Annotated in this window: 16 protein-coding genes; 11 read left to right on the top strand and 5 right to left on the bottom strand. The window is 68.8% G+C overall.

Annotated elements, in window-relative coordinates; genetic code table 11:
- Positions 1-9 precede the first annotated feature (9 nt).
- A complete protein-coding gene (locus tag ACFCV3_RS23865; protein ID WP_376033215.1) occupies positions 10-1,476 on the bottom strand; it encodes a KamA family radical SAM protein in 1,467 nt (488 codons plus the stop codon).
- Positions 1,477-1,648: 172 nt separating this feature from the next.
- Here ACFCV3_RS23865 and ACFCV3_RS23860 point away from each other — a divergent pair, with 172 nt between their 5' ends.
- From ACFCV3_RS23860 to ACFCV3_RS23830, 7 genes are all read left to right on the top strand, one after another.
- On the top strand, positions 1,649-2,662 hold the full coding sequence (locus tag ACFCV3_RS23860) for an L-erythro-3,5-diaminohexanoate dehydrogenase (protein ID WP_376033214.1): 1,014 nt from the start codon (positions 1,649-1,651) through the stop codon (positions 2,660-2,662).
- 3 nt (positions 2,663-2,665) lie between these two features.
- Entirely contained in the window at positions 2,666-4,285 is a 1,620-nt protein-coding gene (locus ACFCV3_RS23855; protein WP_376033213.1) for an amidohydrolase, read from the top strand.
- Positions 4,282-5,850, top strand: coding sequence for a lysine 5,6-aminomutase subunit alpha (locus ACFCV3_RS23850; protein ID WP_376033211.1), 1,569 nt, complete (start codon positions 4,282-4,284; stop codon positions 5,848-5,850). The genes ACFCV3_RS23855 and ACFCV3_RS23850 overlap by 4 nt, the downstream gene beginning before the upstream one ends.
- Positions 5,847-6,599 carry an OAM dimerization domain-containing protein gene (locus ACFCV3_RS23845; protein WP_376033209.1) on the top strand — a complete coding sequence of 251 codons (753 nt, stop codon included), beginning with the start codon at positions 5,847-5,849 and terminating at the stop codon, positions 6,597-6,599. Before ACFCV3_RS23850 ends, ACFCV3_RS23845 begins: the two co-directional genes overlap by 4 nt.
- A gap of 2 nt (positions 6,600-6,601) precedes the next feature.
- Positions 6,602-6,991, top strand: coding sequence for a hotdog domain-containing protein (locus ACFCV3_RS23840; protein ID WP_376033207.1), 390 nt, complete (start codon positions 6,602-6,604; stop codon positions 6,989-6,991).
- Positions 6,992-7,429: 438 nt separating this feature from the next.
- Positions 7,430-8,992, top strand: a complete 1,563-nt coding sequence (lnt, locus tag ACFCV3_RS23835) for an apolipoprotein N-acyltransferase (protein WP_376033206.1) — start codon at positions 7,430-7,432, stop codon at positions 8,990-8,992.
- A 49-nt stretch (positions 8,993-9,041) separates the two neighbouring features.
- Positions 9,042-9,584, top strand: coding sequence for an FxsA family protein (locus tag ACFCV3_RS23830; protein ID WP_376033205.1), 543 nt, complete (start codon positions 9,042-9,044; stop codon positions 9,582-9,584).
- A gap of 3 nt (positions 9,585-9,587) precedes the next feature.
- On the opposite strand, the gene ACFCV3_RS23825 is transcribed toward ACFCV3_RS23830, so the two are convergent.
- The 4 genes from ACFCV3_RS23825 to ACFCV3_RS23810 all read right to left on the bottom strand — a co-directional run bounded on the left by ACFCV3_RS23825 (position 9,588) and on the right by ACFCV3_RS23810 (position 12,403).
- Positions 9,588-10,154: a Uma2 family endonuclease gene (locus tag ACFCV3_RS23825; protein ID WP_376033203.1), complete on the bottom strand. Its 567-nt coding sequence runs from the start codon at positions 10,152-10,154 to the stop codon at positions 9,588-9,590.
- A gap of 44 nt (positions 10,155-10,198) precedes the next feature.
- The gene (locus tag ACFCV3_RS23820; RefSeq protein ID WP_376033201.1) at positions 10,199-11,371 is read right to left on the bottom strand and encodes a GDSL-type esterase/lipase family protein; all 1,173 of its coding nucleotides are present in this window, start codon (positions 11,369-11,371) and stop codon (positions 10,199-10,201) included.
- The gene (locus tag ACFCV3_RS23815) at positions 11,368-11,937 is read right to left on the bottom strand and encodes a TetR/AcrR family transcriptional regulator (RefSeq protein ID WP_376033199.1); all 570 of its coding nucleotides are present in this window, start codon (positions 11,935-11,937) and stop codon (positions 11,368-11,370) included. Before ACFCV3_RS23815 ends, ACFCV3_RS23820 begins: the two co-directional genes overlap by 4 nt.
- A gap of 94 nt (positions 11,938-12,031) precedes the next feature.
- A complete protein-coding gene (locus tag ACFCV3_RS23810; RefSeq protein WP_130385606.1) occupies positions 12,032-12,403 on the bottom strand; it encodes an RNA polymerase-binding protein RbpA in 372 nt (123 codons plus the stop codon).
- Between the two features lie 235 nt (positions 12,404-12,638).
- Here ACFCV3_RS23810 and ACFCV3_RS23805 point away from each other — a divergent pair, with 235 nt between their 5' ends.
- Genes ACFCV3_RS23805 through ACFCV3_RS23790 form a run of 4 tightly spaced genes read left to right on the top strand, consistent with a single transcriptional unit; the run spans position 12,639 to position 16,413 of the window.
- On the top strand, positions 12,639-13,958 hold the full coding sequence (locus ACFCV3_RS23805; protein ID WP_376033197.1) for an efflux RND transporter periplasmic adaptor subunit: 1,320 nt from the start codon (positions 12,639-12,641) through the stop codon (positions 13,956-13,958).
- Complete coding sequence (locus tag ACFCV3_RS23800) at positions 13,955-14,641, top strand: ABC transporter ATP-binding protein (RefSeq protein WP_376033195.1); 687 nt, start codon at positions 13,955-13,957, stop codon at positions 14,639-14,641. The genes ACFCV3_RS23805 and ACFCV3_RS23800 overlap by 4 nt, the downstream gene beginning before the upstream one ends.
- Positions 14,641-15,870: an ABC transporter permease gene (locus ACFCV3_RS23795; RefSeq protein ID WP_376033193.1), complete on the top strand. Its 1,230-nt coding sequence runs from the start codon at positions 14,641-14,643 to the stop codon at positions 15,868-15,870. Before ACFCV3_RS23800 ends, ACFCV3_RS23795 begins: the two co-directional genes overlap by 1 nt.
- Positions 15,871-15,882: 12 nt before the next feature.
- Positions 15,883-16,413 carry a hypothetical protein gene (locus ACFCV3_RS23790; RefSeq protein WP_376033191.1) on the top strand — a complete coding sequence of 177 codons (531 nt, stop codon included), beginning with the start codon at positions 15,883-15,885 and terminating at the stop codon, positions 16,411-16,413.
- Positions 16,414-16,568 lie beyond the last annotated feature (155 nt).

Genomic DNA, 16,568 nt, shown 5'->3' with positions numbered 1-16,568 from the left:
AGCGGGGGATCAGATCAGGGGCAGGAGTTTCTGCGCCTCGGCGGCTTCGCGGGACGCGGCGGCGCGGGACTCGGCCTCGGCCAGGGAGTTGCCGGCGTGCTGGGTCCACCAGGCCTGGCCCTCGGCGGGGAGGCTGTCGATCGGGTCGTAGTACTCGTAGGTGCGGTTCAGCGCCTCCGGGTCCTGCTGCTCGATGCCGGTGCGGTAGTTCTTCTTCCAGTACGAGATGCCGCGGACCTCGTCGTACTCCGACAGCTGGTGCACCCAGCGCTTGCCGACGTACGGGACGTCGCAGACGATGCGCGGGGTGGCGAAACCGGGGAGGTAGCCGAGGATGCCGTGCTGCAGGTGCTGGGCTTCCTTGACCGAGACCCGCCAGTGCTCGGAGAACGGGATCATGTCGCACATGTAGAAGTAGTACGGCGTGATGGTCGCCCCGTCGAGCAGTGCGAAGCAGAGGTCCAGCAGCTCGGGGATCGAGTCGTTCACGCCGCGCATCAGGACGCCCTGGTTGCGGACGTCACGCAGACCGGCCTCGAACATCGCCTTGGTCGCCTCGGCCACCAGGGGAGTCACGGACTGGGCTGCGTTCACGTGGGTGTGCATCGCGATCATGACGCCGCGCTGGCGGCCCAGCTGGGCGACCCGCTCGACGCCGGCCCGGACGTCGTCGGACAGCCAGTGCTGCGGCATCCCCATCAGCGCCTTGGTGGCCAGCCGGATGTCGCGGATGTTCTCGATGTCGAGCAGGCTGGTCAGGAACGACTCGAGCCGCGGCCACGGCATGTTCGCCACATCGCCGCCGGAGACCACGACGTCACGCACACCCGGCGTACGGCGCAGGTAGTCGAGCATGTCCTCGACCCGCTGCCCCGGCTTGGTGACGAACTTCAGCTTGTCGATGACCGGCGTCGAGTTGCCGACGAGGTCCATCCGGGTGCAGTGGCCGCAGTACTGCGGACAGGTCGGCAGCAGCTCGGCCAGCACCTTGGTCGGATAGCGGTGGGTCAACCCCTCCGTGGCCCACATCTCGTGCTCGTGCAGTGAGTCGCGTGTCGCGTGCGGGTGCGACGGCCAGTCGCTGCGGCGGTCGGTGAAGACCGGCAGCATGTAGCGGCGGACCGGGTCCGCGTAGAACGCCTCGGTGTAGTCGGCGGCACCGTGCGGGACGATCGTGTTCAGCATCTGCGGAGGCAGCAGCATCGACATCGTCGCGCGCTCGGCCTGGTCCCGGGTGAGGTCTTCGTGGAACCGCTCGTCGACCAGGTCGCCCATCACGTCACGCAGTTGCTTGACGTTCTTCACGCAGTGCGAACGCTGCCACTGCACCGACCGCCACTCCTCGGCCGTGACGTCCTTCCAGCCGGGGATCCGGGTCCAGTCCGGCTCCACGAGCTCGGTCCGCCGATAGGCGTAAGGCTGACCCGCAGCACTGTCGGGGTCGATCAGGTCAGCCGGGCTGATCAGGTCGGTCACGAGTCCTCCGGGGGTTTCCGCGCGATGTGGTCAGATGTGAGGATAGCGATAGAACTTCCCCTAGATCCAACAGTACGCCGCAAGAATTCTCGTCACACTGATCGTTCAGTAGTATTTTGCCCGACCGTTCAGAGGAGGACAGGTGCCGTCGAGCCCGGTAGGACTACACCGCGTGATCACGCCGTCGGGCGTGTTGCCGCAGGCTGCGGAGCGGTTGGACGCCCGCGCCGAGATCTGGCCGGACGAGGTCCGGATCGCGATCGAGCGGCTGAATCTGGACGCAGCGTCGTACCGGCAGTTGGCCGGCGCCCATGGCGGCGACGGCGACGCCATCCGTCGCGAGGTGCTGGAGATCGTCGAGACGCGCGGCAAGATGCAGAACCCGGTGACCGGCTCCGGCGGAATGCTGGTCGGCGTCGTCGACGAGGTCGGCCCGGATTCACCGCTCGGGCTCGCGGTGGGTGATCGGGTCGCGACGCTGGTCTCGCTGACGCTGACCCCGCTGCAGATCACCGATGGACTGAAGAGCTGGGACGGGCAGGGGGAGCAGGTCCCGGCTGCCGGGCACGCGATTCTTTTCGCTCGCTCGATCGTCGCGAAGTTGCCGGACGACCTGCGGCCGGAGCTGTCGCTCGCGGTGATGGACGTGTGTGGCGCGCCCGCGCTGACCGCTCGCGTGGTCCGTTCGTATGTCGACAAAGGCATTAAGCCTGTCGTGTCAGTAATTGGCGGCGCAGGTAAATCCGGCTCGCTGTCCCTGGCCGCCGCCCGCGACGCCGGCGCGGCCCGAACCATCGGCATCGTCCCGGTCCAGCACGAAGCCGACACCCTCAACTCGGCCGGGTTGGCGGACATTGTCGCCCTCGCCGATGCCCGGGATCCGGTCGCGCTCGCCGAGGCGGTGGCAACCGCTGGGGGGCCGGCCGACATCACCGTCGTCTGCGTCGACGTCCCCGGTTGCGAGCACGGCGCCGTACTGTCGACCGCCGCCGGTGGCACGGTGATCTTCTTCTCGATGGCGACCTCGTTCTCGGCCGCCGCGCTCGGCGCGGAAGGGCTCGCCGCGGACGTCACGATGCTCGTCGGCAACGGGTACGTGCCCGGTCACGCGGAGTACGCCCTGCAGCTGTTGCGGAACCAGCCGGGTGTCCGCGGTCTGTTCGAGAGCAGGCTGGCGGAGGATTAGGCCGTGCGCACACTTCTGACCAACGGTTCCGTCTACTCACCCGCCGACCCGCATGCCACCGCGATCGCCTTCGACGACGGGGTGGTGACGTGGCTCGGCGACGACACGAGTGCCACCTCGTACGCCGACGGTGCGGACGAGGTGATCGACCTCGACGGCAAGCTGGTCACCCCGGCCTTCGTTGACGCCCACGTCCACACCATCGGCACGGGTCTCCTGCTCAACGGCCTCGACCTGACCGGCACCCGCACCCTCACCGAGGCACTCGACCGGCTCGCGGCTCATGCCGCCGATCTTCCGGCCGACGCGGTGATCGAGGGGTCGAACTGGGACGAGACCCGCTGGCCCGAGCATCGCCCACCGACCGCTGCCGAGCTCGACCGGGCCGCCGGTGGCCGGCCGGTGTACCTGTCGCGCGTCGACGGTCACTCGGGCGTGGTGTCGTCGGCGCTGATCGCGGCGGTGCCGGGACTGACCTCACGGGAGGGGTACGCCGAGACCGGTCGCGTCGAGCGGGCTGCGAACCACGCGGTGCGGGACGCGCTGTCGGACGACCTGGCTGCTGCGGGCAGTGCCGCGCAGACTCGTGCGCTGGAGAACGCCCGGACCGCCGTACGCGCAATGGCTTCCCGTGGGATCGGGGCGTTCCACGAGATGGCGGCGCCGCATATCGGGCCGCGCTGGGAGCTGTCGGTCGTCCGCCAGGCCGCGGAGGAGCTCGGGCTGCACTCCACTCTCTACTGGGGTGAGCCCGGTGTCTTCGAGGTCCTCGACGAGTACGGCGTGATCGGCCTGGCCGGTGACCTGAACGCCGACGGCGCGCTCGGTTCCCGGACCGCGGCCCTGCGCGAGGCCTACGCGGACCAGACCGATCACCGCGGGCACGCCTACCTGACGCCTGAGCAGATCGCCGAGCACGTCATCGCCTGCACCGAGCGAGACGTGCAGGCGGGGTTCCACTGCATCGGCGACCAGGCGCTCGACAACATCGCACGCGGCTTCGAGCTGGCCGCCGAGAAGGTCGGTGCCCAGGCGCTTGTCGCTGTCCGGCACCGGTTGGAGCACGTGGAGATGCCGAGCCCGGAGGCGATCGCCACCTTCGCCCGGTACGGCGTCGCTGCCAGCGTGCAGCCGATGTTCGACGGACTGTGGGGCGGCCCGAACGACATGTACGCCGAACGTGTCGGTGACCGCTGGCAGGCGATGAACCCGTTCGCGTCGCTGGCCCGGGCGGGCGTCGTACTGGCGTTCGGTTCGGACGCGCCGGTGACCGAGCTCGGCCCGTGGGAGGCCGTGCGGGCGGCGGCGTTCCACCACAATCCCGACGAGCGGATCACGGTCCGCGCGGCGTTCCAGGCGCATACCCGTGGTGGTTGGCGGGCGGCCGGGATCGACGATGCGGGCGTGCTCGCACCGAACATGCCGGCGACGTACGCGATCTGGCAGAGCGAGGCCGACCTCGTCGTCCAGACCCCGGATCAGCGGGTCGCGGCCTGGTCGACCGACCCGCGGGCCGGCGTACCGGTGTTGCCTGATCTGTCCGAGGGCTCGCCGGTGCCCACCTGTTTGCGGACCGCTGTCGGCGGTCGCATCGTGTACGACTCCGAAGGATGGTCGCAGTGACTCGTGCGGTGAAGAAGCTCGACCTCGATCCGGCCACCGTCCGGAAGGCGCGCAGCCTGGCCCGCAAGGCCGGGCGGCCGATCGTCAACCTGGCCAAGCAGCACACGACGGTCTCGGTCGAGCGCGCCGTACTGCGGCTGGCTGGGCTGGCCGGCGCGGACTCGGAAGGCATTCCGTGGGTGAACCGGCTGGCGGACACCGTCCGCGCGGATGTCGGGCTCGAGCACGGGTTCGCGCTGCCGGTCTGGGACGCGCTGCTGCGCGGCGAAGCCGAGGACCTGAACGTGCTCGCCCAGAAGGCAGCCTCGGGATCGGTCACCTTCCGGCTCCCCGAAGGCCGCGACGCGGCACGAGCCCGTACGGCGGCTCGTAAGGCCGCGGCGGGCGGTCTAAAACTGGTCGACGGCAGACGGCGTGAGCGCGACCGGCTGATCAAGAAGCACGGCGATCCCGAACAGCGGCCATGGATCTACCTGATCGTTGCCACCGGCGACATCTACGAGGACATCCCGCAGGCCCAGGCCGCGGCCCGGGCCGGCGCGGACATCATCGCGGTGATCCGCTCGACCGGGCAGTCGCTGCTGGACTACGTGCCCGAGGGCGCGACCCGGGAAGGGTTCGCCGGGACCTACGCGACGCAGGAGAACTTCCGGCTGATGCGGGCCGCGCTCGACGAGTCGTCGCGCGAACTCGGCCGCTACATCCGGCTCACGAACTACGCCTCCGGCCTCTGTATGCCGGAGATCGCGACGCTGGCCGGTCTGCAGCGGCTCGACATGATGCTGAACGACTCGATGTACGGGATCCTGTTCCGCGACATCAACCCGATCCGCACCTTCGTCGACCAGCGGTTCAGCCGGCAGATCCACGCCCGCGCCGGGATCATCATCAACACCGGCGAGGACAACTACCTGACCACGGCCGACGCGGTCGAGGCCGCGCACACGGTGACGGTCTCGCAGCTGCTGAACGAGTTCTTCGCCAAGGAGGCCGGGCTCGAGGACTGGCAGCTCGGTCTCGGGCACGCGTTCGAGATCACGCCGGAGATCCCGGACTCGTTCCGGATGGAGCTCGCGCACGCGATGCTGGCGCGGCAGCTGTTCCCGGACGCGCCGCTGAAATGGATGCCGCCGACCCGGCACATGACCGGCGACGTGTTCCGCGGCTACCTGCTGGACGGCTTCTTCAACCTGGTCGGCGCGATGACCGGGCAGGGCATCCTGCTGGTCGGCATGATGACCGAGGCGGTCGTGACGCCGTGGATCTCCGACCGCGACCTGGCCCTGCAGAACGTCCGTTACGTTTTAGGTGCTGCCGGCAACCTTCATGAGGACTTCCACCCCGCGCCGGACGGCTTCATCGCCAACCGCGCGCGGCAGGTACTGGGGGAGTCGATCGACCTGCTGGAGCGCATCGTCGACGACGGTCTGCTGAACGCGATCGGCGACGGCACCTTCGGGCTGATGAAACGCCCACAGGACGCCGGCCGCGGCCTCGACGGCGTCGCGCGCCGCTCGAGCGAGTACTACAACCCGGCGATCGAGTTGTTGGAGGAGGGCCAATGAGCATCATCCGGCCGTACGGCGACACCACCGGGGACGGGATGGTGCAGATGTCGTTCACGCTGCCGATCCCGCACGACAAGCGCGCCGAGGGCGCCGCGATCCAGCTCGCCAACAAGATGGGCATGGACCCCGCGCTCGTCGTCCACGCCAAACCGATGGGACCGGACTTCACCTTCTTCGTCGTCTACGGCCCGGTGAACCACCTGGTCGACACCGACAAGGTCGAGGTGATCGAGCGCGACTACCCGCTGCTCTCGCCCAAGGAGGTGAACCTCGCGGTCCGCAAACACCTGCGCCGGCGGCTCACCATCGTCGGCGCCTGTATCGGTACCGACGCGCACACGGTCGGCATCGACGCGATCATGAACATCAAGGGGTTCGCGGGGGAGAAGGGCTTGGAGTACTACCGCGAGCTGAAGGTGGTCAACCTCGGCGCCCAGGTCGCCGTACCGGAACTGGTCCGGCGGGCCAAGGCCGAGAAGGCCGACGCGATCCTGGTCTCCCAGGTGGTCACCCAGCGCGAGGCACATGTGCTGAACACCAAGGAGATGTCCGCGGCCTTCCGGGAGGCGTACGCCGAGAACGCGCGGCCGGTGTTGGTTGCCGGTGGCCCCCGTTTCACCGAGCAGATGGCCGGTGAGCTCGGCGTCGACCGCGTGTTCGGGCGCGGCACCACACCCGGCGAGGTCGCCAGCTATCTGGTCGATGCCCTCGTCACCAAACGTCAACCTGTGAAGCGGAGTGCATAAAGGTGTCAAAGGCAACCATTGGCCTGTCTGTCACGCATCGCCGGTACGTGCCGTACAGCCACGCGCACTATGCGGGGAACCTCGTCGACGGGGCCTATGTGCTCGCGCTGTTCGGTGACGTGGCGACCGAGGTGTGCATCCAGGCCGACGGTGACGAAGGCCTGTTCGCGTCGTACTCCGATGTCCAGTTCCTGCAGCCGCTGCGGGCCGGAGACGTGGTCGAGGTGCAGGCCACGATCACCCGCGTCGGCACCCGCAGCCGTGAGCTCGAGTTCAGCGCGTACGTCGTCTGCCGGGGCCGGCCGGACCGGTCCGAATCGGCCGCCGAGGTGCTTGCCGAACCCCTTGTGATCACACGCGCGAAGGGCACCGTCGTCGTACCGGTTGGGTGACGAATAGTTGCCCTAGGTAACAGTCACGTGGAGTGACACAGGTGTAACTTCTGGTAGGCCAGACGAAAGTGTTACAACGGCCCAAAGAGGCCGATGGAGAGGTTGACACCGTCGTCGGCAGCGAGCATCGTTTTGGGAGTCGTCAGAACGTGTTTGACCAACGGTCACACAGAGTTCGGCCACCGGATGATCCCGCGACGCTGACCAGGCCAGTGCCAGGCTTGAGTCGACGGGGGCTGAGATCGCCGGTGGTTAGCCCCCCGCGGGGCAGAGGTGAAGAGGCTCGGCGCCCAGTAGACAACAGCCGTGCGGTTCGCATCCAGTGATCCGCCGGTTGGTCCGAAGGGCGCCGAGCCCCTTTCCATGTTCGCGGCCTTCTTCGCTCCCGATACAGTTGTCACGGCCGGTGGTGCCGGTGGTGAGGACTAGGGAGACGGCGTGGACCGGTTGAAGGCTCTGGGGCGGCTGCTGCCGCGTGTCGTGGTGGCTGTGGCGGCGGGCATAGCGCTCGGGTACGCCTTCGAACCCCACACCTATCCGTGGTTGACCGTCATCGCACTGCCCCTGTTCTTCGCCGCTCTGAACGGTCCAGCTCTCTCATCGAAGGCAGGCTTCCTGATCGGAGCCGGCTTCGGGATCGCGTACTACGCGACACTGGTGCCCTGGCTGAGTGTGATCGGCGGCGACGCCGCGATCGCGCTCGCGATCCTGGAGGGCCTGTTCTACGCGGTCTTCGGGGCCTTCGCCGTGCGGGTGTTCCGGCACAAGCTGTGGGCGCTGTGGATCCCGTGCCTGTGGATCGCGACCGAGTTCGCGACCGCCTCGGTGCCGTTCGGCGGCTTCCCCTGGGGCCGGCTCGCCTGGGCCTTCTCCGATTCCCCGTTGGGCAGACTTGCGGCGTACGTCGGAATCCCCGGCCTGAGCTTCGTCATCGCCGTCCTCGGTGTCCTCGTGTACGTCGCGCTCCGGCAGGCCACGCGGTTCCGGGTCCGGGTGCTGGCCGTGATCGCCGGAGTGGCGATCTTCGGTGGCAGCGCGCTGATCAACCTGTCCACCGACGGCAACGGCAAGACCGTGACCGCTGCGATGGTGCAGGGCAACGTCCCCGGCAAGGGGCTGGAGTTCCTCGGCCGGGCCCGGACCGTGACCAAGAACCACCTCACCGCGACCCTCGACCTGGACAAGCGCGTCCAGGTCGGCACCGAGGCGAAGCCGGACGTCGTCATCTGGCCGGAGAACTCGACCGACATCGACCCGTTCAAGGACGACGAGACGCGCGCGGACATCGAGCAGGCCGTGAAGGCCGTCAACGTCCCGATCCTGGTCGGCGCGGTCCTCGAGGGCCCCGGCCCGAACGAGCGGCAGACCACCGGCGTCGTCTGGGACCCGCAGACCGGCCCCGGCCAGGTCTACGCGAAGCGGCACCCGGTGCCCTTCGGTGAGTACATCCCGTTCCGCGAGCAGCTGCTGCCCTACATCAAGCGCCTGGAGATGGTCGGCCGGCAGACCGCACCCGGCAAGGTCCCCGGCATCGTGCCGATCCGCGGCGTCACCTACGGCGACGTGATCTGCTTCGAGCTCGCCTACGACAACGTCATCGCCGACGTCCTCAACGGCGGCGCCCAGATCCTGGTCGTGCAGACGAACAACGCGACGTACGGCGGCACCGGTCAGCCCGAGCAGCAGTTCGCGATCACGCGGATGCGCGCGATCGAGACCGGCCGGACCGTCCTGATCGCCTCCACCAGCGGCATCTCCGGCGTCATCCAGCCGAACGGCAAGGTCGAGCACAAGTCCGGCCAGTTCGTCGCGGACGTCTACGTGGCGAAGGTCCCGGTCCGCGACGGCAAGACCCTGGCCATCCGCCTCGGTGCCTGGCCGCAGTGGATCCTGACCGGCCTCGGCCTGCTCGGCATTGTGCTCGCCCTCGCGACCCGCCGCCCGGCCCGCCCGCAGGAGCCGCCGGCCGCGAAGCCCGTGCGGCAGAAGGTTCCCGTCTAGAGCTTGGCCGGACTCCGTATCCTGGCCTGAAGCAGGAGAGGGGTACGACATGGGCTGGTTGGTGGCGCTCGCGCTGCTCGTGGTGCCGATCGTGGAGATCTACGTGATCATCCAGGTCGGCCAGGTGATCGGTGGCTGGCCCACCGTCGCCCTCCTCGTCGCCGAGAGCGCCTTCGGCGCCTGGCTCATCAAACGTGAAGGCCGCCGCGCCTGGGCCGCCCTGCAGTCGTCGTTCGAGACCGGCAAGATGCCCGGCCGCGAGCTGGCCGACGGTGCCCTCGTCCTGATCGGCGGCACGCTGCTGCTCACCCCGGGCTTCGTGACCGACATCGTCGGCTTCTTCTTCGTCCTCCCCTTCACCCGCCCGCTGTCCCGCCGAGCCCTCACCGCGTTCCTCGGCCGCCGGGTAACCCAACTAGGCACCACCGGCCTGGGCGGCCTGGGCGGAGTTCAGGGCTTCGGCCCAGGAACGCCAGGCTCCAACGGCCCTGGCTTCACCGGCTTCGGCCCACCCACCGGTCCCACGGGACCGCGTTCGTCGGCCGACAACGTCGTACAGGGCGAAGTCATCGACCCTGAACCACCCAAGTAGCGGTCAGAGCACTCCGAGATCCACTGAGACGTGGAACGGTACGGCGGTCTTGATCTCGCCGGCGAAGACCTCGGTGTCGCGGTAGTTCTGGCTGGCCGGATCGAGCACGTAGGTGTAGACGATCGGTAGCCCGGTGGCCGCCTGCTCGACCCGCCAGTAGAAGCCGATCCCGGCCTTCGCGTACTGGTCGACCTTGACGATCCGGTCTGTGGTCTCCGAGCCGGGTGACACGACCTCGACGACGAGCAGCACGTGCTCGGGGCGGGTGGGGGAGATGTCGATGGTGTCCGCGCGATAGACGACCACGTCCGGCCGCCGGTTCGTCAGCGGCGCGTCCTGCAGCCGGACATCGAAGTCGGTGTCCGCGTTCCACTCCGGGCCGGCGGCCTGGTCCAGCGCGTTCGCCAGCAGCCGAGCGATCCGGTTGTGACGTTTGGAGGCACTCGGCGCCACAGCGACAATCCCGTCCACGATCTCGATGCCGGCGCACTGCTCGGCGGTCCACGAGTCGTACTGCTCGGCTGTGATCTGCGTGTGCATCCACGCCGGAGCGACCATGTCCAGGGCCACGGCGCACCTCCCTCGGATCCGCGACGGCAACAGCACTACCTTCCTTAGCGTACCTGGGACGGTCCCGCGAAGGGGCCCTTGCCGGTGAAGGCGTGGGTGCTGAAGCGCTCAGCCATCAGGCGGTGGGAATCGGCGTCAGGGTGGAGGTCGTCAGGGAGCGGATGGGCCGGAGTATCGGCTTCGCCGTAGAGGGCGCGGCCGTCGAGGTAGTGCAGGTTGGGGTCCTCGGCGGCGCGCTGGGCGACGAGATGGGCCAAAGCGGTGCGGATGGTGGTGAGCGTGAGTTTGCCGGCTGGTACGTCGGCCGGGTCGCCGTCGGCGACGAAGGCCAGGCGGCCTTCGGCCAGGGCAGCCAGATCCCAGCCGGTGGGGCCGGGCGTGTCCTCGTGGATCGGACAGAGGATCGGCGAGATCACGAGCAGGGGCGTGGTCGGGTGACCGTCGCGGATGGTGTCCAGGAAACCGTGCACGGCCGGGACGAAGGTGCGCAGCCGGAGCGAATCGCTGTTCACGACGTTGATGCCGAGCTTCACGCTGATCAGGTCGGTGGGCAAGTCCCGGATCGTGCGAGCGACGAACGGCTGGACGACCGCGCTGCCACTGAACCCGAGATTGATCAGCTCGACGCCACCCTGCGCCGCGGCCAGCGCCGGCCAGGTCCCGGTCGGGCTGAGTGCGTTCGAGCCGTGGCTGATCGAGCTGCCGTGATGGACCCAGGTACGGCGGCCGTCAGTCGCGACGGGGGCGATCGGAGCGTCGGTGCGCAGTGCGACCAGCTCGGTGTTCTCGTCGTGCGGCAGCCAGATCTCGACCGCCTTCTCGGCATCACCCAGATCGGCGAAGCGGACGGTCGTCGACGCGCCACGCCGTACGTCGGCGGTCCCGGCCATCAGGTCGATGGTCATCACGTCGCCCGCCGTGGTGGTCGCCTGGCCCGCGAGCACGCCGTCCACCACCAGGTCGTAGACGCCGTCCGGTCGCGGCGGAGCACCCAGATAGTCCCGCTTGGTGGCGATCACGTCGAGCTCGACGACAGTCGCGCGGGTGCGGAAGGCCAGCCGCATGCCCGACGGCTGCGCTTCCGCACCGGCGAGCTGGTCGTCGTCGTACTGGCGACGGGCCCAGGCGGGAAGCCGGTGCGGCACCAGGCCACGCTCGGTGGGCTCCAGTTCGAGCGCGCCGCGGACGAGGTCGATGGTGATGGGGGTGGTGATCATGACTTGGTCCAGTTCCGGAGGAGTGAGTCGAGGGCGTCGAGGATGCGCGGCCAGCTCTCGTCGCTGGCAGGGGCGGAGTGGGCGAACGAGCCGCCGACCTCGAGGCCGATGTAGCCGTTGAAGACGCTGCCGATCAGCCGGATCGCGTCCGTCTGGGCAGGCTCGTCCAGGTTGTAGCCGCGCAGTACCGCTCGGGTCAGCTCGGTATGCCGTCGCCCGGCGTCCACCGCGGCTGAGCCGGGATCGACCCGGTACTGCGCGGCGGCGTACCGGCCGGGGTGTTCACGGGCGTAGTCGCGGTAGACCGTGCCCAGTGCCACCAGCGCATCGCGCCCGGCCCGCCCGGCCAGCGCCTCGGACGCCCGGTCGGCCATCTCGTCGAGGGCAACCTGAGCGATCCGCGACCTGAGGTCGTGAGCGCCGCGCACGTGCGCATACAGGCTCGCGACCTGTACGCCGAACCGCCGGGCCAGCGCCGACGCGCTGACCTGGTCGAAGCCGATCTCGTCGGCCAGCTCGGCCCCCGCACGGGCCAGCCGCTCAGGGGTCAGTCCCACTCTTGCCATAACTCATTATGTGCAAACCTAAAGCCTTTAGGCAAACGAGGGGATGAAGAAGCCCGGATCGCGCCGTTGCGATCCGGGCTTCTTCGGGCTTACGTCAGGCGGTGCGCTTGGTCCGGTGCAGGTGCGCCGGGCCGATCTCACCCTTGCGGAGCAGATCCACGCGCTCGGCGAGCAGCTCCTCCAGCTCCGAGATGCTCCGGCGCTCGCGCAGCATGTCCCAGTGCGTCCGGGCCGGCTTCTCCTGCTTCGGCTCCGGCTTCTCACCGGTCGAGCGAGCGGCCTCGCTGCCGCAGTGCGGGCATTCCCAGATTGCGGGCACCTCGGCGTCGTGCGCCATCGTCACCTCGACCACGTGACCGCGGGGGCAGTCGTACGTGATCATCTGGCGCGGCGCGAACTCGACACCACGGTCATCCTCGAAGCTGACCCCACCCAGCCCCGAACCACGCAGTACGCGATTAGACATGTCAAACCTCCGAGATCGTCATCCGTGCCAACGGTCGGTCGGCCCGGATCATTCCCATTTTGGCATGCCCGAGCGATATGTACGCACCTGACAGCACCGTCATGACCGCCTGTCATCAGGCGTATACAGATCACGGTGTGTCGTGAGCAGCCGTACTACAGACGCGCGAAGTTCACAGTCAGTTGCCAGGAATCAGGGACCACTTCCTCAGTAACCGTCTCTAGCTTCAGGTCCCATGGTGCTACCCCGCCACAAACTCCGTGGCCTCAGTCTGCTGAACGTGTCCCTGGTGGCCGTCGTCGCCGCGATCGCCGTCACGGCGTACTTCCTGTTCTTCCGCGGGAGCGAACCGTCCGCGGCCGCGGCCCGGCCGAGCGTCGCGGTGACCCGCGGCGACGTGGTCGCGAGCGTCAGCTCCAGCGGGACGCTGGCGAGCTCCCAGACGGCCTCGCCACAGTTCGAGACCTCCGGCACGGTCACCCAGATCCTGGTCAAGGTCGGCCAGGTCGTCGCCAAGGGAGCCGCGATCGCCAAGGTCGACCCGGCCGCGGCCGAGCGGCAGTTGCGGATCGCCGAGCAGAACCAGATCGCCGCGGCGAACTCCGTGACGGCGGCCGACGAGTCGCTGGATGACGCTGTCGACGCCAGGGAGGAGGCCGAGGAGGCCTCGGCCTCACCCACGCCGACAGGTCAAGCTCAGGCACAGGGTCAGACTCAGACCCAGAACCCGGACGTTGCCGTCAGCAACGCCGAGGCGTCGCTGGCCCGGGCCAAGGCGGACAAGGAGCAGGCCGACCAGGACGTCGTCGCCGCCAAGTCCGCGGTCGCCGCGACCACACTGAAGGCACCGATCGCCGGAACCATCACCGCGATCAACGGCTCGGTCGGCTCGGCCGCGGGGTCGAGCAGCGCCTCAACCTCAGGAGCCACCGGCTCGACCTCAGGTCAAGGGTCAACCTCGACCAGTACGACGTCCGCCGCCGGCACGGGCTTCGCGGACATCTCGGACCTGAAGGCACTCCAGGTCTCGGCCGCCTTCCCGGAGGCCGACGCGATCAAGATCAAGGCCGGCCAGTCCGCCACCGTCACCCTCAACGCCGAACCCGGCACCAACCTCACCGCGACCCTGGCCTCGGTCTCGCCGACCCCGACCACCACCAATGGCGTGGTCTCGTACTCGGCCACCTTCTCGCTGGCCAAGCTTCCCGCGAACGCCCGGATGGGCCAGACCGCGAACGTCACCGTCCAGACCGCCAAGGCGACCAACGTGCTGTATGTCCCGAGTACGGCGGTCGTCACCACCGGTACGACGAACACCGTGACGATGGCCGACGGCACCAGCCGCGAGGTCGAGATCGGCATCAAGGGCGGCAGCTTCACCCAGATCAAGACCGGGCTGAACGAGGGCGACCAGGTCGAACTCCTGCAGGGCGCGATCGGCGGCACCGGCCAGACCGGCCAAGGCCGCACCGGGCAAGGTCCCGGCCAGTTCCCCGGCGGCGGCGGTCAGCTGCCGGCCGGCGGGATTCAGCGCAACGCCGGTGGCAATCGGTGAACGCCCTGATCGACATCCGCGGTGTCACCAAGACGTACGGTGCGGGGGAGACCGCCGTACACGCACTTCGGGGTGTCTCGCTGCGGGTCGACGCCGGCGAGTACGTCGCCGTGATGGGCTCGTCCGGCTCCGGCAAATCGACGTTGATGAACATCCTCGGCTGCCTCGACGTGCCGACCCGCGGCGAGTACTTCCTCGACGGCAGCAACGTCGCCGGACTATCCGAGGACCAGCAGGCTCTCGTCCGCGGCCGCAAGATCGGGTTCATCTTCCAGTCCTTCAACCTGATCCCACGCACCACCGCACTGGCCAACGTCGAACTCCCGCTGACCTACGCTCACCTGCGCCGCCAAGAACGGCGTTCTCGAGCAAACCGTGCTCTCGAGCTCGTCGGTCTCTCAGATCGAGCGGGTCACCGGCCCAACGAGCTGTCCGGTGGCCAGCAGCAACGGGTCGCGATCGCCCGCGCGCTGGCCACCGGCCCGCGGATCCTGCTGGCCGACGAGCCGACCGGCAACCTCGACGCGCATTCGACCGACGAGGTCCTCGGCATGTTCGACGAGCTGAACGCCGAGGGCCGGACGGTCGTGGTGATCACCCACGAGAACGACGTGGCCGCGCGGGCCCGCCGGCTGATCCAGGTGGCCGACGGCCGGATCGTGGTCGACGAGGTGACGCGCTGATGTCACCCCGCGATCTGTTCGGGGCCGCCTTACGCGGTCTCAGCGCCAACAAGCTGCGGTCGCTGCTCACCGTGCTCGGAGTCTCGATCGGAGTCGGCGCGGTCATCGTGCTGGTTGCGGTGGGCAACGGTTCCGCGAAAGCCGTGCAGAGCCGGCTCGAAGCGATGGGCACGAACCTGCTGACGGTCTCGACCACCGGTGGCGGCGGCGGGTTCGCCCGCGGCCAGGCCGGGCCGTCGGCGCAGCAGTACGCGCTCACCCTCGACGACGTCGCCGCACTGGCCGATCGCCGGCTTGCCCCGGACGTGGCCTCGGTCGCCCCGGTGATGACGAGCTCCGGTACGGCGACCAACGGCGACACCAGCTACACGATCAACCAGGTGATCGGTACGACGCCGGCGTACCTGCCGGCCACCAATACCCCGGTCGGAACCGGGCAGTCGTTCACCCAGCAGGACGTCGACTCGGCGGAGCGGGTGATCGTGCTCGGGCAGACCACCGCGACCGAACTCTTCGGCCGCGCCCAGGCCGCGGTCGGTCAGACGGTCAAGCTCGGCGGGGTCGATTTCGTCGTACGAGGCGTCCTGGCCAGCAAGGACAGCACCGGGTTCAACGACCCGAACGCGACCGCGATCGTCCCGATCAGCACGCTACGCGCCACGCAGGCCGGGTACGGCGCTCTGAGCCAGATCGTCATCCAGGCGGCCGGCAAGGATCGGGTCGACCTGGCCCAGGCCGAAGTCACCCAGTTGCTGACCGCGCGGCATCAGGTGCCGGCCACCACGACCTCGCCGTTCCGGATCACCAACTCGGCGCAGATCCTGCAGACCAGCCAGGACACCGCAGCCACCTTCACGGCGCTGCTGGCCACGGTGGCCGCGATCAGTTTGGTGGTCGGCGGGATCGGGGTCACGAACATCATGCTCGTCACGGTCACCGAGCGGACCCGGGAGATCGGGATCCGGAAGGCCCTCGGTGCCCGGCGGCGCACGATCCTCGGCCAGTTCCTGATCGAGGCGACCCTCCTCAGCCTGATCGGCGGTGCCGTCGGAGTCGCGGCCGCGCTGATCATGACCCAGTTCCAGCTGGCCGGGGTCACACCGGTCCTGGTCCCGTCGTCGATCGCGCTCGCCCTCGGGGTGTCCGCCGCGGTCGGCCTGTTCTTCGGCAGCATGCCGGCGCACCGAGCCGCCGGCCTTCGTCCCATCGACGCCCTACGGCACGAGTGAGAGGCACTACCGATGTCCAACCAAACGCCCGATGAGTTCGCCCAGATCGGGTCCGACGAAGAGGTCGATGCGGCACTGAAGCCGAAGAAGACGGTCAGCCTGCCGACCGCGACCGCCGTACTGGCTGGCGTGGTGGTTCTCGCGATCGGCCTGGCCGGTGGTGCGGGTCTGCACGCGGCTTTCGCGGCGGACAGCACGCCGCAGCAGACGCAGGCAGGCCGCGGACCGGCGGGCGGGTACGGCGGCTTCCGTGGCCAGGGTGGTCAGGGGCCCGGGGGAGCGGCGACCGTCGGCACGGTGGTCTCGGCGACCGACTCTCAGCTGGTCGTGAAGACTCAGAACGGCGATGTCACCGTGAAGCTCACCGGTGAGACATCTTTCGAGATCACGGCCAAGGGCACGGCCGGTGACCTGAAAGCTGGTGAGCAGGTGATCGTCACCGGGCAGAACACCGACGGCTCGGTGACCGCCAGCAGTGTCCGTCAGGGTGGCACTTTTCCAGGTGGCGGCGGTCGCACCCCAGGTGCGACCCCTTCGCGCTGACCCAGGCTGCGCACATTCTGGGCGCCCGGCCAGCACCCCGGCCGGGCGCTCACCCATGTCACGGCCCGGCAACAGACATCGGATGAATCATTGACCGGCTTGCGTGGAAAGCGCTATCTTCCGACGAAATGAGGTCCAAAAAGTACAAATCTGAG

It is taken from the genome of Kribbella sp. NPDC056345, from assembly GCF_042262745.1.
Classification (GTDB): Bacteria; Actinomycetota; Actinomycetes; order Propionibacteriales; family Kribbellaceae; genus Kribbella.
The sequence above is the reverse complement of the archived record's forward strand: the minus strand, read 5'-3'. Positions and strand labels throughout refer to the sequence as shown.